This is a genomic window from Halorubellus salinus (assembly GCF_020567525.1).
Taxonomy (GTDB): domain Archaea; phylum Halobacteriota; class Halobacteria; order Halobacteriales; family Natrialbaceae; genus Halorubellus; species Halorubellus salinus.
In genome coordinates this window covers 659825-674161 of sequence record NZ_JAJCVI010000001.1, presented here as the reverse complement: position 1 = coordinate 674161, position 14337 = coordinate 659825, and the positions used below count along the sequence as shown (strand labels likewise).

16 protein-coding genes are annotated in these 14337 nt (G+C 71.0%); 10 read left to right on the top strand and 6 right to left on the bottom strand.

Annotated elements, in window-relative coordinates:
* Nucleotides 1-104: 104 nt before the first annotated feature.
* Together LI336_RS03370 and glmM are read right to left on the bottom strand one after the other, a co-directional pair.
* On the bottom strand, nucleotides 105-1439 hold the full coding sequence (locus LI336_RS03370) for a carboxylate--amine ligase (RefSeq protein WP_227131212.1): 1335 nt from the start codon (nucleotides 1437-1439) through the stop codon (nucleotides 105-107).
* Between the two features lie 131 nt (nucleotides 1440-1570).
* On the bottom strand, nucleotides 1571-2905 hold the full coding sequence (gene glmM, locus LI336_RS03365; protein ID WP_227131211.1) for a phosphoglucosamine mutase: 1335 nt from the start codon (nucleotides 2903-2905) through the stop codon (nucleotides 1571-1573).
* 329 nt (nucleotides 2906-3234) lie between these two features.
* On the opposite strand from glmM, the gene LI336_RS03360 reads away from it, so the two are divergent.
* The 7 genes from LI336_RS03360 (at nucleotide 3235) to LI336_RS03330 (ending at nucleotide 7941) form a co-directional block, all read left to right on the top strand.
* Nucleotides 3235-3969, top strand: coding sequence for a YihY/virulence factor BrkB family protein (locus tag LI336_RS03360; RefSeq protein WP_227131210.1), 735 nt, complete (start codon nucleotides 3235-3237; stop codon nucleotides 3967-3969).
* Nucleotides 3970-4106: 137 nt separating this feature from the next.
* Entirely contained in the window at nucleotides 4107-4616 is a 510-nt protein-coding gene (locus LI336_RS03355; RefSeq protein WP_438267267.1) for a DUF7528 family protein, read from the top strand.
* Between the two features lie 98 nt (nucleotides 4617-4714).
* Nucleotides 4715-5743 (top strand): DUF1028 domain-containing protein, encoded by a 1029-nt coding sequence (locus LI336_RS03350; RefSeq protein ID WP_227131208.1) that lies wholly within the window; start codon nucleotides 4715-4717, stop codon nucleotides 5741-5743.
* Between the two features lie 104 nt (nucleotides 5744-5847).
* The gene (locus LI336_RS03345; protein WP_227131207.1) at nucleotides 5848-6465 is read left to right on the top strand and encodes a hypothetical protein; all 618 of its coding nucleotides are present in this window, start codon (nucleotides 5848-5850) and stop codon (nucleotides 6463-6465) included.
* Nucleotides 6462-7127, top strand: a complete 666-nt coding sequence (locus LI336_RS03340) for a DUF2238 domain-containing protein (RefSeq protein WP_227131206.1) — start codon at nucleotides 6462-6464, stop codon at nucleotides 7125-7127. The genes LI336_RS03345 and LI336_RS03340 overlap by 4 nt, the downstream gene beginning before the upstream one ends.
* Nucleotides 7128-7175: 48 nt before the next feature.
* Nucleotides 7176-7376, top strand: coding sequence for a dodecin (locus tag LI336_RS03335; protein WP_227131205.1), 201 nt, complete (start codon nucleotides 7176-7178; stop codon nucleotides 7374-7376).
* 79 nt (nucleotides 7377-7455) lie between these two features.
* Nucleotides 7456-7941 (top strand): cupin domain-containing protein, encoded by a 486-nt coding sequence (locus LI336_RS03330; RefSeq protein WP_227131204.1) that lies wholly within the window; start codon nucleotides 7456-7458, stop codon nucleotides 7939-7941.
* A 44-nt stretch (nucleotides 7942-7985) separates the two neighbouring features.
* Here the strand turns inward: LI336_RS03330 and LI336_RS03325 are convergent, their stop codons facing one another.
* The 4 genes from LI336_RS03325 to LI336_RS03310 form a co-directional block, all read right to left on the bottom strand.
* Complete coding sequence (locus tag LI336_RS03325; RefSeq protein WP_227131203.1) at nucleotides 7986-8168, bottom strand: DUF4177 domain-containing protein; 183 nt, start codon at nucleotides 8166-8168, stop codon at nucleotides 7986-7988.
* A 41-nt stretch (nucleotides 8169-8209) separates the two neighbouring features.
* On the bottom strand, nucleotides 8210-8575 hold the full coding sequence (locus LI336_RS03320; protein ID WP_227131202.1) for a HesB/IscA family protein: 366 nt from the start codon (nucleotides 8573-8575) through the stop codon (nucleotides 8210-8212).
* 466 nt (nucleotides 8576-9041) lie between these two features.
* Nucleotides 9042-10328, bottom strand: coding sequence for a histidinol dehydrogenase (hisD, locus tag LI336_RS03315; RefSeq protein WP_227131201.1), 1287 nt, complete (start codon nucleotides 10326-10328; stop codon nucleotides 9042-9044).
* 520 nt (nucleotides 10329-10848) lie between these two features.
* A complete protein-coding gene (locus LI336_RS03310; protein ID WP_227131200.1) occupies nucleotides 10849-11061 on the bottom strand; it encodes a hypothetical protein in 213 nt (70 codons plus the stop codon).
* A gap of 138 nt (nucleotides 11062-11199) precedes the next feature.
* On the opposite strand from LI336_RS03310, the gene LI336_RS03305 reads away from it, so the two are divergent.
* From LI336_RS03305 to LI336_RS03295, 3 genes are all read left to right on the top strand, one after another.
* Entirely contained in the window at nucleotides 11200-12915 is a 1716-nt protein-coding gene (locus LI336_RS03305) for a lipopolysaccharide biosynthesis protein (protein ID WP_227131199.1), read from the top strand.
* A 6-nt stretch (nucleotides 12916-12921) separates the two neighbouring features.
* Nucleotides 12922-13224 (top strand): hypothetical protein, encoded by a 303-nt coding sequence (locus LI336_RS03300; RefSeq protein ID WP_227131198.1) that lies wholly within the window; start codon nucleotides 12922-12924, stop codon nucleotides 13222-13224.
* Between the two features lie 76 nt (nucleotides 13225-13300).
* Nucleotides 13301-14329, top strand: coding sequence for a hypothetical protein (locus tag LI336_RS03295; protein ID WP_227131197.1), 1029 nt, complete (start codon nucleotides 13301-13303; stop codon nucleotides 14327-14329).
* Nucleotides 14330-14337: the final 8 nt, after the last annotated feature.

Below are 14337 nucleotides of genomic sequence, written 5' to 3'. Positions count from 1 at the left end.
GCCTGGACTCGCTTCGGCGACTCGACGGCGACGCCGGCCGTGGGTGCCGGCGTCGCCACCACGGTTTTCGACGACTCCTTCGACTACGAGTGGCGTCGCTGGCCTCAACGGTCGCGGAGGCGCCGCCAGTCGGAGACGAGCGTGGCGAGGAACGGTTTCGGGTCGTGCAGCGACAGCACGTCGAAGTTCGGTTGGGCGACCAGCGACCGTGCGACGGCCACGACTTCGCGTGCGAGCGACGGTCGTTCGACGTGCTCGAACGTTCGTTCGCGGACGCTCAGGAGGTAGCTGCACTCGCCGAGGAGTCGATGACAGCCGAGGCCGACGTCGTACGCAGGTCGAGCGGCCGCTCCCGCATCGACGCCGGGTCGCCCGCCGTCGGTCGCCGCCGACCCTTCGCCGCTGCGGGACCGCTCGCCAGCGAGGCGCTCGCCGTCTCCTTCGGCCGCGTCGTTCGAACCGCCGTCGAGCGCTGCGTCGGCGACGTCACGGCCCATCGAGAGCGCCCAGTAGGCCGCGGGGAAGTCGACGCCGGCGGCGACCGCGAGCGGGAGCGACCCCCAGAACCGCGGGTTCACCTCGAGGAGGACGTACTCGCCGTCGCGCGCGTCCTTCCGGAACTCGACCATCGCGGGGCCGTGCCAGTCGAGCGCGTCGAGGACGCGCCGGCCGGCGTCCGCGAGCGCGTCGTCCGCGATGGACTCGCGGTAGACGCTCGCGCCGCCGGCGTACGTGTAGCTCCGGACGCGGCGATGCTGGAACGTCGCGACGGGCGTCCCGTGGTCGTAGAGCGCGAAGAACCCGAACTCGCCCGCCGACGGGACGTACTCCTGCGCGATGGGTTCGTGACCCATCGCGTCGACGAAGGCCGCGACGTCGGGTTCGACGCCGGCCTCGTGCACGCTCGCGGTCCCGGTGCGCGCGCCACCGTCGACGACCACGACAGTGTGGCGCGGCTTCACGATGTACCGGTCGGCCCGCGCGTCGAACGCGCCGAGTGGCGCCGTCTCGGGCGTCCGAACGCCAGCGTCGGCCGCGCGCTCGAACAACTCCAGTCGGTCCTGCGCGGCACGCATCCCGTCCGCGTCCGGCCACGGTGCGCCGACGTGCGTCGCGAACGCCTCCCGGTTGATCGCAAGCACGTACGCGTCGACCTCCGAGAGGGGGACGACCGTGCGGACGTCCGCGCGTCTGGTGAGCGACAGCAACCCGGCCGCGTACGCCTCGAGGTCCCGACTCGGGTCCGGGAGCACGTGCGTCTCGTCGCAGTACCGGGAGGCGAGCGCGGGCGCGCTCTCGCTCGTCGCTGTCCCGAGGACGCGCACGCCGCGTCGGCCGAGCGACCGCATGCACGCGAGACTGCTCCCGCCGGGGTCCGCCGGCACGACGACCGCGTCGTGCCCACGGGACCCCTCGGTCCCGTACTTGCTCCGTCGCATGTCCGAACCCTACAGGGCTCTCGATAGTTGGTTATAGAGTGCCGTCGGTCGCCGGCGCGGACGGTAACCCGCGCGTACCGCCGTCGCGCGGTTCCGGGCGTCGACTCAACGAGCCGTCCGCGGGGCGTGGTTCAGGCGGCGTCGACGGCGGCGAGCGCGTCGTCGAGGTACTCGCGGGCGCGAGCGACGAGCGCGTCGCTCCGTGCCGCCGAGCGCGCCTCGGCGGTGACGCGCACGAGCGGTTGCGTGCCGCTCGCGCGCACGAGGAACCAGCCGTCGTCGGTGTCGACGCGCACGCCGTCGCGGTCGTCGATCGCGTCGAAGTCCGCGTGAACCGCCTCGGCGACGCGCGCCATGACGGCTGCCTTGTCCGGGACCTCGACGCTCTCCCGGCGCGTCGGGTACGTCTCGATCCCGTCGGCGAGGTCGGCGAGGGGTCCCTCGGTCGCGACGAGCGCCGCGAGCTCGACGGCGGCGAGCGGGCCGTCCGGGCACTTCGTCGCGTCCGGCCAGATCCACGCGCCGCTCATCTCGCCGCCGAACACGACGCCGTCGGCCTCCGTCTCCTCGGCGACGAACCCGTCGCCGACCTTCGTGTGGACGAGGCTCGCGCCGACCGCTGCGAGCGCGTCGTCGACCGCGAGACTCGTGTTCAGGGGTGCGGCGACGCGGTCGCCGTCGCCGGCGACGTCCGTCGCGAAGATGGCGAGCAGGACGTCGCCGGGGAGGAACTCGCCGTCGCTCGTCACCGCCATCATGCGGTCGGCGTCGCCGTCGTGCGCGATACCGAGGTCGGCGTCGGTCGACGCGACGAGCGCGGAGAGCGCCCCGCAGTGCTCGGCCGTCGGTTCGCTCGGCCGACCCGGGAAGGACCCGTCCGGTTGTGCGTTCAGCGTCTGGACGTCCGCGCCGAGCCGGTCGAGGACCGTCGCGGTCACGCCACCCATCCCGTTCCCGACGTCCACGACGACCGACAGCCCGTCGAGGTCGGCGTCGACCGCGTCGACGAGCGCGTCCGCGTGCCGACCGATGGCGTCCTCGAGCCGTCGTTCCGTGCCGACGTTCGCGGCGTCGACGAGCGCGTAGTCGGCCTCGCGGACGCGCCGCGCGATGGCGTCCTGCTGGGCGCCGTCGAACGCGCGCCCGGACGCCGTCCAGAGCTTCAGGCCGTTGTCCGGCGCGGGATTGTGGCTCGCGGTGACGGAGACGCCCGCGTCGGCGTCGACCCACTCGACGCCGCGCGCTATCGTCGGCGTGGCCGCCATCCCGACGCGTACCACGTCGCTCCCGCCCTCGCGGAGTCCGGCGACGACCGCGTCCGCGAGCATCTCGCCGCTCTCCCGTGGGTCGCGACCGACGACGACCGTCCCGTAGCCCTCCGCGGCCAGCGCACGCCCGACCGACAGCGCCAGCTCGCAGGTGACCTCGTCGCCGACGCGACCGCGTATCCCACTCGTTCCGAACATGACAGTCGATACCCGCGTCCGCCAGGTAGTTATACCCTCTCTGTCGCGTGCGTCGGCCAGGGGTCGACCGGCGAGCAGTCCGGCGCTGAACGTCCAGCGAACGGTGTTTCCCGCCGGTAGTACTTGCGTACCGCACTCGACGCGGCCCAGTTCCCGCGAAGTAACCACCTAATAACGAGGCGCCTGTGGTTCGACGACAGACTGATGACACGCCATCGTGTTCCGTGCCGCGGCCACCCCGTCCAGAGCGCGTCTCCGGCCGGGTCACCCGACCTGGAACTTCCCGCCTCCTCGGCGGTCGGTGTGTCCCGCATCGACCGCACACAGCCGTGAGCGCCCCGACCGAGGCGGTCGCCCGGGCACGCCGCGCGGACGTCCCGTTCGTCGCTGCCGCGGTCGCGTACTACTGGCTCGGGTCGCTCGTCCCGGTGTTCGCGCTCGGGTTCGTCGTCGTCCAACTGACGTACGGCGGCGTGCTCGCGGACGCGACGCTCGCGTACCTCGAGGGCGCGCTGACCGCGACCGGGCGGTCGGTGCTCCGACGAGCGCTTGTCGACTCCTCCGGCGCGAGCGGCCTCGGCGTCGTCGGCGTCGTCGGCCTCCTCTGGGGCTGGACGCGGCTCTACGGTGCACTCGAGGCCGCGTTCGAGCGCGTCTACGAGACCACGGGAGACGACGGGCTCGCGGCGCGCGCCGTCGCCGGCGCGATCGTCGTGCCCGCCATCTCCGTCGGGATGGCGCTCGCCGCGTCCGGACTCCTCACCGGGTCCGACGGCCTCGCGTGGCAACTCCTGCACGTCGTCGCGGTCGCACTCGCGCTCTTCCCCGTGTTCGTGACGCTTCCGCCGACACGGCCGGGACTGCGCGCGGCGATGCTCGGCGCAGCCACGACCGCGGTCGCGTGGTCCGCGCTCCGAGCCGGGTTCGAGGCGTACACGACGTACGGGTCGTACTCGCCCGCGTACGGCGTCCTCGGCGGCATCATCCTCGTCGTCACGTTCCTCTACCTCGGCGCGCTCGCGCTCCTCGTCGCCGTCTCCCTCACCGCTACGCTCGACGGCTGAGGGCCTGGGCCGACGGGCCGCTCGCGACCGACGGACCGTCACGGTTCCGGTTCGACTGGCAGAACCTGCAGCACCACCAGCGTTTATGTCCCTCGACGCGAAAGGGTGGGTTGCAATGACACGGAGTTCCCAGGCTCCTGGTCGAGAAATTCTCCGACGGTAAGCCGACCGTCGTAGCCGACGACCACGACCTGTCCCTGTGCGTCGGCGACGAAACGCACGACCTGAGCCGCGACGAAGCAGCACAGTTACGCGACGCGTTGTCGAACGCACTCACGCGCACCACCGAGTACGTCCACACGACGGGCACGCACCGCGAGGACGACGCGTACGTCGTCGCGCGCCGCGGCGCCGATTCCGCCGGCCACGAGAAGGTCTTCGAGTCCTTCGAGGCGTGCCGGGCGGTCTACGAGAGTCTCCCGGCGTCGTTCACCGCGTCCGACATCGAACGCTCCGGGCTCACGGGCGGTCGTCGACACATGCTCGTGTGGCACTACGCGGAGCATCCGGCGTTCGACTGCGAGCTCGCCTCCCGCCAGCCGCTGACCGTCGAGAAGGCTGCCGACGGCGAGGAGTCAGCCACGACCGCGTCCGCGAACGAATCGACGAACGGCGACCACCTGGGGGTGATGCCCGCGGACGACTGACCGCCCGAGTCGGTCGACGACGCCGGAATCGCCGTTCGGCGACGCCCGGTGCTGCCGGGACGCCAGTCCTTTTGCGACCACGTGCCGTGCCCTCGAGCATGCCACGAGACCACGAGAGAGGGACCGAAGGGTCCCGGGCAGCGACCGATGGGCAGCGGACGGGGACAGCCGGGTCTCAGACTTCGACCGATGGGCCACGGCCGTCGACGTTCTCGATCGTCGCTCGCGACCCCGAGCAGGACGCGGTCGGCGTCGCCGTGCAGTCGAAGTTCGTGAGCGTCGGGAGCGTCGTCCCGTTCGCGGACGCCGCGGCGGGCGCTGTCGCGACGCAGTCGTTCGCGAACGTCGCGTACGGCCCGGACGGCCTCGACCTGCTCCGCGACGGCTACGGCGCCGAGGAGGTCGTCGAGGCACTCACCGACGGCGACGACGAGGCCGCCCAGCGCCAGGTCGGCGTGGTCGGCCAGGACGGGAGCGTCGCGGCGTTCACGGGCGACGAGTGCTTCGACGTCGCCGGCGACGTCCAGGGCGAGCACTACACCGTCCAAGGGAACATCCTGGAGAACGACGCGACGCTGCCCGCGATGGCCGACGCGTTCGAGTCGACCGACGGCGGCCTCCCCGAGAAGCTGCTCGCGGCGCTGCACGCCGGGAACGAGGCGGGCGGTGACTCCCGGGGCGAGCAGTCCGCGGCGATGTACGTCGCGAAACCCGAGGGCGGGTACGACGGGAAGAACGACCGCTGGATCGACGTGCGCGTCGACGACCACGAGCACCCGATCGACGAACTCGAACGCGTGTTCAAGGTGTACGACGTGACGCTGCTCGCCCGCGAGGAACCAGACGAGGTCCGCGAGCTCGACGGCGACGTCGCCCGGGCGGTCGCGGCGACGCTCGCCGACCTCGGGTTCTACGACGGCGACCCCACGTCCGTCGCCGACGCCGGGTTCGGGGACGCCGAGCGGGACGCGCTCGAGGACTTCCGCGGGATGAACAACTTCGAGAACCACGAGCTCTCCGTCCTCGAGGACGCGCTCGTCCGCGGGTGGAGCGACGCCACGGGCGAGGGCGAGGAGCGGCTGGTCGACGCCATCTGGCACGGCCTGAGCCGCCTGGAACGGGAGTGAGCGAGTCAGCGGCTCGACCGCGGACAGTCCGGTGCTGGATGCAGACCGGGTGACGCGGCGAGGGAGGAAGCAGGTTTTTCACTCGGACCCGCTTACGGTGGCGCATGTCAGGGGCAGACGGCGGGTTGTTCGAAGAGGACCTCGCGGGGCTGTTCGAGGATCATCGGGTGAACGCGGCGCTGGCGTGGGTGCTGGTGGCGGTGCTCGTCGTCGACGCGGCGACCGAGCTGTTGCTCGGCGGCGTGCCGTCGGCAGCGTTCGCGGCGGGTGTCGCCGCGCTCGCGGCCCTGCCGGCGGTCGCGTTCCGGAACCCGCGCATCATGCTGCCGTGGGAGGTGCTCGCGCTCGCGGCGCTCCCGATGCTCGGCCGGTTGTTCGCGACGCTCCCCATCACGGAGGCGCTCGCGACGTACCTCGCGGTGGCGGCGGTCGCACTCATCGTCGCCGTGCAACTGCACGTGTTCACGCCCGTGAAGATGACGCTCGGGTTCGCGGTGCTGTCCGTCGTCGTGTTCACGACCGCCGCCGCGGGCGTCTGGGCGGTGACTCGCTACGCCGGGTTCGTGTTCCTCGGGACGCCGTTCGTGCAGGACAACGAGGCGCTCATGATCGAGTTCGTGTACTCGATCCTCGCCGGCGTGTTCGCCGCGGGCGTGTTCGAGTTCTACGTGCGTCGACGCGCGCAGATGGACCGGCTGCCGCCGGGCGTGACCGTCCGATGACGTCGCTATCGTCGTTCGGTATCCACGAACGCCGCCAGAAGCAGCTCTCGCGAGTCATGCAGTTGTCGCTCGTCGGCCTGTTGTTCGTCGGTCTCTACGAGCTCAACGTCGGTATCGTCGTGAACTGCGCGGTCGGCCTCGTCGTCACGGAACTCCCCGCTATCGTCGAACGCGACTACGACGTCCCGATGGACGCCGGGTTGACGCTGTGGATCACGACCGCCGCGTTCCTCCACGCGCTCGGGACCGTCGGCCTGCCGGGGATGGAGGACTCGTTCTACCGGACGCTCCCCGTCTGGGACGACGTCACGCACGCGCTGTCCGCGAGCGTCGTCGCCGCGGCGGGGTACTCGACGGTGCGAGCGCTCGACGAGCACTCGGTGGACATCTACCTCCCGAGGAGGGTGACGTTCGCGTACGTGCTCGCGTTCACGATGGCGTTCGGCGTCGTCTGGGAGGTCCTCGAGTTCGCCATCACGCTCGGGACGGGCGCGCTCGGCGTCGGGAACGTCCTCACGCAGTACAGCGTCGCCGACACCCTCGGTGACCTGATATTCGACCTCCTCGGTGGCTCCATCGTCGCCATCTGGGGACACCTCTACCTCACTGACGTCGTCGGCGCGCTCGGCAGGCGCATGGCCGAGAACTCTCGTGGGGAGTGATACCACGCCCCTAGGCTTACGTCGGGTGCGGTCGACCACCCGAACGCGATGGTATTCAAGAAGATAACCCTCATCGGAACGAGCCCCGAGAGCTTCGACGCCGCGGCGGACGACGCCATCGACCGTGCACAGGACACCCTCCAGAACGTCCTCTGGATCGAGGTGGACGAACTTGGCGTCGAGGTCGCGAGCGTCGAGGACCGAGAGTACCAGGCGGAGGTCACGGTCGCGTTCGAGCTCGAAGGCTGACCGCTGCCGGCGCACCCGGCCCTCGTCCTCCCGCACCTTCACCCGAACGGCTACCTGTCGGTCCGTCGAACACTGCCGTATGGAGCCAGTCGACGAGAGCGATCTGGAGTGGCGCGAGTACGAGCACGGCGAGTCCACGTTCCGCCGGAAGCAACTGGCCGCGGCCGCCGGTGCGAGCGACGACCTCGGGTGTAGTCTCTACGAGCTGCCGCCGGGGAAGCGCTCGTGGCCGTACCACTATCACGCGGGGAACGCCGAAGCGCTCTACGTGCTCGCAGGCGAGGGCCTCGTGCGGCTCGACGACGACGAGTACCGCGTGGACGCGGGGTCATACGTGCCCTGTCCGGCCAGTCCCGAGGGCGCGCATCGCGTGGTGAACGACGGCGACGAACCCCTGCGGTACCTCGCGGTGTCGACGATGCAGGACCCGGACGTCATCGAGTACCCCGATAGCGAGAAGGTCGGCGTGTTCGCCGGGTCACCGCCCGGGAGCCGCGAGGAACGCACCGTCCACGGGTACTTCCGGACCGCGGACGCGGTCGACTACTGGGACGGCGAGAACTGAGCGATCGACTCCTCTTGGAACGTGTCGCGGGATGCGACGGGAACCTACCGTGGGCGCTTGAACACGAGCGACTGGGAGTTCCCGCTCGCCTCGCTGAGGTCCTCGACGAGCTCCCAGCCCTCCCGACCGAGTTCGTTCAGTTTCTCCTCGGGGTCCTTCACCGACTTCCCGAGGAACGACGTGGACAGGTCGACGACCGTATACTCCCACTGCTGTCTTTCGGCCATAGCTCGACGCAGCGCCGACGACGAGAAGTGTCTTGTGTTCGTTACGTCCGGAACGACTCGCCACAACCGCACTCGCTGACGACGTTCGGGTTCTCCACGTGGAATCCTTCACCCTGGAGGCCGCCCTCGAACGCGAGGTGACTACCTTCGACGTAATCGAGGCTCGCGGGGTCGACGAACACCCGCAGGCCGTGGTGGTCGAACACCGAGTCCTCGTCGGCGGGCTCGTGCTCGAACCGCATCCCGTACGACAGCCCCGCGCAACCGCCCTGCTTGACGAACAAGCGAAGCCCCGACTCCTCGACGTCCATCCCCTCGCTCTCGAGGAGGTCGAGAGCCTGCGACGCGGCGTCCTCGCTGACGGTGAGGGACCCGCCCGGTTCGGCGCCCGCGGTTTCCGTGCTCATACTACATGAGAGGGACCGGCACCGTGTTAAGCGTGTTGTACGACCACCTTTTTCCTGCGGGGGGTGCGCTCGCTACGCTCGCGCACCCCCTCTTGGAAAAACGTGGGCGAAAAACCTCCCGAGCGCTCACTGCGTTCGCGCTCGGTATCGGTGCAGTGGACGATACCGCAACCGCGACAGCGACCGCACCGCAACCGCGACCGCGACCGCACCGCAACCGCGACCGCGACCGCACCGCAACCGCAACCGCGACCGCACCGCAACCGCGACCGCACCGCAACCACAACCGCAACTGCCACTGCGCCTCGGCCTCCCCAGCCGACTCCTCGTGACCTGCGGCCACTCGTCGTCCCTCGCGCAGTATCGACGCGACGCGACTCACCGGGGTTCGTCGCGCCGCGTCAGCGCGCACCGGAACGTGGTGGAGCGTAGCGATTCCAGGTGGGGGTGGTGAGCGTCGATCGGTTCAGTCGTCGTCGCGGTCGGTGCGTTTGCGGACGCTCTCGGCGTGTGCTTCGAGGCCTTCGGCTTCGGCGAGCGTGGTGATGGCGTCCGCGAGGTCGTCGAGGCCTTCTTCGTCGAGCCGCTGGACGGTCGTGGAGCGCACGAACTCGTCGACGCTGAGGCCGCCGTGGCGTTTCGCGCCGCCGTTCGTCGGCAGCACGTGGTTCGTGCCCGAGGCGTAGTCGCCGGCGGCGACGGGCGTGTGCGCGCCGAGGAAGACGCTCCCGGCGTTGTCGATGCGCTCCAGGAGCGCCTCGTCGTCGTCCGCGTGGATGGCGAGGTGCTCGGCGGCGTACTCGTTCGCGAACAGCACCGCCTCGCTCATCGAGCGCCCGAGCAGCACGCCGCTCGAGTCGTTCCCGAGGGCGTCGCGGATCGTCGACTCGCGCTCGCGACCGTCGCACTGCGCGGCCACCTCGTCCACGACGTCGTCCGCCAGGTCCTCGTCGTCGGTGACGGCGACGACGCTCGCGTTCGGGTCGTGTTCGGCTTGCGCGACCAGTTCCGCGGCGACGAACTCCGGGCTCGCGGTCTCGTCCGCGAGCACGAGCACCTCGCTCGGGCCCGCGAGGAAGTCGATGTCGACGTCCCCGCGCACCTCCGCTTTCGCGGCGGTCACCCACTTGCTACCCGGCCCGACGACCTTCTGGACGTGCGGGACGGACTCCGTGCCGTACGCGAGCGCCGCGATCCCCTGCGCCCCACCGATACTGTACACCTCGTCCGCGCCGGCCGCGTGCACGGCCGCGAGCGTCGCCGGATTCATGTCCTCGGCGGGCGGCGTCGCGACCGCGACCTGGTCGACGCCCGCGACCTTCGCCGGCACCACGCCCATGATGGCGCTCGACGGATACGCCGCGGTCCCACCGGGCGCGTACACGCCGACGCGCTCCAGCGGCCGGAACCGACGACCGAGCTCGCGACCCGGCGAGAACTCCTCGCGCCAGTCCTCGGGGACCTGGCGCTCGTGGAACGCACGGACGTTCTCGACGGCCGTGTCGATGGCGTCGCGTACGTCCTCGTCCACGCGGTCCTCGTACGCGCGCTCCGCGGCGTCAGTCACGTCCAGGTTCCCGACGGAGACGTCGTCGAACTCCTCGGTGAACTCGCGGACCGCGACGTCGCCTTCCTCGCGCACTCGCTCGACGACCTCGCGGACGGACTCGCGAGCGCTCTCGACGCCGGCGTCGCGTTCGAACAGCGCACGGCGTCGGTTACTCCCGAGGTCCGCGATCTCGTTGACGTCCATGCATCGGGGTTGACAGCGACCGGAGAAAAACCGTTTCCTTCGCGGGTTCCCTGCCGGAACCGTCTCGCTCGGGCACCGGCCGGACTCGCCCGGCGGGTTGACCTGACGGCAGTGCGGACTACCGGGTGTCTCGACGGGGCGTCGCGGCGTGGCACGAGGCGGTCGCTCCGGGGAGTGGTTCGGTTTCGGGCGACCACGGAGAGCCCGCTCCGGTGTGGGAGCGGCGGTGCTGGGGTGCCGTCTGGCGCAGGTGCGGGACCGTCTCGTCGCGGAGTCGGCCGCGGTCGCTCCGAGACGCCGTACGCACGACGCCGCGGGGGGGATGCGGCGCCAGGCATCGGTTCGTGGGGGGACGAGCCGACCGTGGTGGCGTCCGCGCCGGCGCGAGTCGTTGGGGGGACTGTCTCGCTACCGGTGCGGCCATGCCCGTGGTCCGAGCGACCGCGGACCGCACACTGCATTCGCTATTCGAGCGCCCGTAACAAAAAATTGTTGCTATCGGAGATTGTCAATGGTCACGTCACGCTGCGTCGTCGTCGCCGAGGAGCATCGTCCGAACGGACACCGCGAACAGGAAGAGGACGAGCACGAACGCGACCAACCCGAACGGCGCCGCGAGCACCTGCGCCGTCCGGTATCCGAGCGCGATGCGACCGACGCCGAGCGTCACGAAGCTCGCGAGCACGCACCCGAACGCGACGAACGACAGCAACACGAACCGGTTCCGGTCCATGACCTGACTCCGGCCGCCCCCGTCAAGTCCGTTTCGTCCACCGACGCGAGCCCCCCGCCGAACGCTCGTTCCGTGGTACGTGATACCGTCACTGTAGCCACCAGCGGACTTATTCCGTCCACCAAGCAAACCACGGACGTGACAGCGGACGCGACCGCCGAAGCGGCCGAAGACTCTCCGCACGAGCGCGACGCCACGGCCAGTGCGAGCGACGGCACCCTCGTCGACGGCGATAGCGACGGCAGCCCCGGCGACGACGACGGCGATAGCGACGGCAGCCCCGGCGACGACCACGATCTGTCGGCCGACGAGGACGTCGCGCCGAGCGACGCGGTCGTCGAAGCCCGCCTCGAGGACGCGCTCGAACGGGTCGCGCACGGGGCGACCGTCTCCGTCCCCGGTATCCTCGCCGAGCGTGGACTCTCGGTCGCGTTCACCGCCATCCTCACGAACGGGTTCGGTGCGGCGGCGTACGGCGTGTTCGCGCTCGCGCGCCGCAGCCAGGCGTACCTCCTGCACCTCGCGTTCGGGTTCAACGGCGGCCTGAGTCGCTTCCTCCCGAATGCTGACGACGACGCCGAGCGCGACGCCATCGTCACGTTCGCGGCCCTCCTCCTGTTCGGCGTCGCGACCGCGTTCGGCGCCGCGTTGTACGTCGCCACGCCCACCATCGTCGACCTCGTCGAGGTCGGCCGCGAAGGCCAGTTCGGCGCGCTCCTCCGCGTGTTCGCCATCGGGCTGCCCGCCGCCGCGTGGCTGTTCACGGTCAGCGGCATCCTGCGCGGGCTCGAAGCCGTCGTCCCGCTGACGCTCACGATGCGCGTCGGCGTCCCGGTCGCGCACCTCGCGGTCGCCGGCCTCGGCGTCGTCGTGTTCGACGACGTCGTGCTCGTCGCCGCCGGCGTCGTCACCGCGAGCGCGCTCGTCGGCACCGTCGCGATGGCGTGGTTCGCTCGCGACCGCGGCATCAGCCCGCGCGTCCGCGGTCCCGACGTCCGCGCGCTCTGGAAGCGCTACGTCCGGTACACGTTCCCGCTGTTCCTCGGCGGGTTCGCGACCGTCACCCAGCGCCTCGGGTTCTACCCGCTCATCGCGTGGTTCCTCACGGGGCTCGCCGGCGGCGTGTTCGCCGTCGGCGTCCTCGTCGGGTCGCTCGTCAGACTCCCCCTGAACGCCATCAACCAGTTCATCCCGCCCGTCGCGGCCGAACTCAACGAGGAGGGCTACGACCGCGCACTCAGCCGACTCTACCACGTCACGAGTCGGATGGTGCTCGTCGGCGTCACCGCCGCCGCCGTCCCCGTCGTCGTCTACCGGCGCGAACTCATGTCGCTGTTCGGCGACGCGTTCGTTCCCCACGCCGACCTCCTCGCGGGGTTCGTCGTCGCGCAGTACGTCGCGTGCGCCGCCGGGAGCGTCGGCATCCTCCTCATGATGACGGACAACCAGCGCGCGCTCCTCGTCGTGAACTCCCTCATCACCGCGGCGCTCGTCGTCGTCGCCATCCCCCTCACCGCGAACTACGGCCTCCCCGGCCTCGTCGGCACGTACGTCCTCATGCTCACGCTGAACAACGTCCTCGAGGTCGTCGTCCTCTACCACCTCGAGGGCCTCCAGCCGCTCACGCACAGGCACGGGTACACGCTCGTCGCCGCCCTCCCGCTCGCCGCGGTCGCGCTCGGGTCCCGCGCGGCCATCCCGGGTACGGTCGGCGTCGCCGTCGGCGTCCTCGGCGGCCTCGCCGCGTACACCGCCACCCTGCGGTGGCTCGGGTTCACGCCCGTCGAACGCCGCCTCGTCGGCACGCTCGCCGACCGTTACCGGCAAGCGCTCGCCGACCGTCGCTCCGCCTGAGCGCTCATGCATCGGAACGACTCGACCGGCAGCGGCACGACGTTCGACCCGACGCACGCGCTCGTCGTCGCGAGCGACGCCGACGCGTGCTTCGACCTCGGGCGACTGGCGCGCGTCGACCTCGACGCCGACGAACGCGTCGTCCGACTCGCGTGGACGACCGGCGACGGCCTCCTCGCCAGCGCACTCGACGCGCTCGGGCCCTCTCGCCCCGAACGGTTCCCGTTCGACTCCCCGAACCGATACGAGGACGTCGCGGCCACGTTCCGCACGGTCGCCGACGCCCTCGACGTGCCCGTCAACCCGTGACACGCCAGCCCTCGCGAGGGGGACGCCGACGGCTGCAAGCGCAAGGTACGAACCGCTGGCGCGCGTTCGGAGAGACGTGCATCGACGCTCCGCGCTCGCCGCCGTCCTCGTCGTCGTGGCGCTCGCCGCCGTGGCCGCGCCCGCGCTCGGGCACGTCCCGGCGTTCTCGACGGACAACGACGACCCGGGGAACGCGACGTACGTCGACGACCCGGCGAAGTCGTGGTCGTTCTACGACCGGGTCGACGCGAACGAGAGCGCGTACTACCGGACGTACCTCGACGCCGGCGACCGACTCCAGGTGAGTACGTTCACGCCACGGGACACCGGGTTCGAACCGGGGTTCGTCGTTCTGAGTCCCGCACTGAACGGGACCGACGGCGTACCGTCTCACGTCGAGGTCCCCGAAGGGTACGGTGCGCGCGTCGTGGAGCCGACCCCGATCGGTGACGCCGAGTACGAGCCGTTCACGCCCGCGGCGCTCTACCGGACCGCGGAACTGAACGCGACCGTCGACACCGCCGGAACGTACTACGTCGCCGCGTACGACCCGGACCGTGGCGCGGGCGCGGTCGGCGTCGTCGTCGGCTACGAGGAGTCCTTCGGCGTCGAGGAGTACGTCACCGTCCCGCTGGACCGGCCGCGCATCCACGAGTGGGAGGGCCAGCCCGCGTGGTTCGTGTACGGCTCGATCCTCCTCGGCGCGCTCGCGACCCTCGTGGCGTTCGCGTGGTGGACCGACGGCGGGAGCAAGGACGGCGCTCGCGGCACCGGCGGGGACGCCGGCACGCGAACGACGCGCTCGGTCGTGCTCGCGGTCGCGTCGGCGCTCTACGGCGGTGGCGTCGCCGGCGTCGCCGTCCAGACCGCCGTCGCGGCGAGCGTCGCCGGCCTCACGACCGGCGTCCTCGTCACGCTCGCGTTCGTCGCGATACCCGCCCTCCTCGGCTGGTACCTGCTCGGGCGCGCCATCGACGACCAGCAGCCCTCGCGAGCGCGACGCGGAACGCTCCTCGCGGTCGCACTCCTCGGCGTCGGCACCTGGGCGGGGTTCGTCGTCGGCCCCGCACTCGTCGTCCTCGCCGCGTTCCTCCCCGCAGAATAGTACTCGCT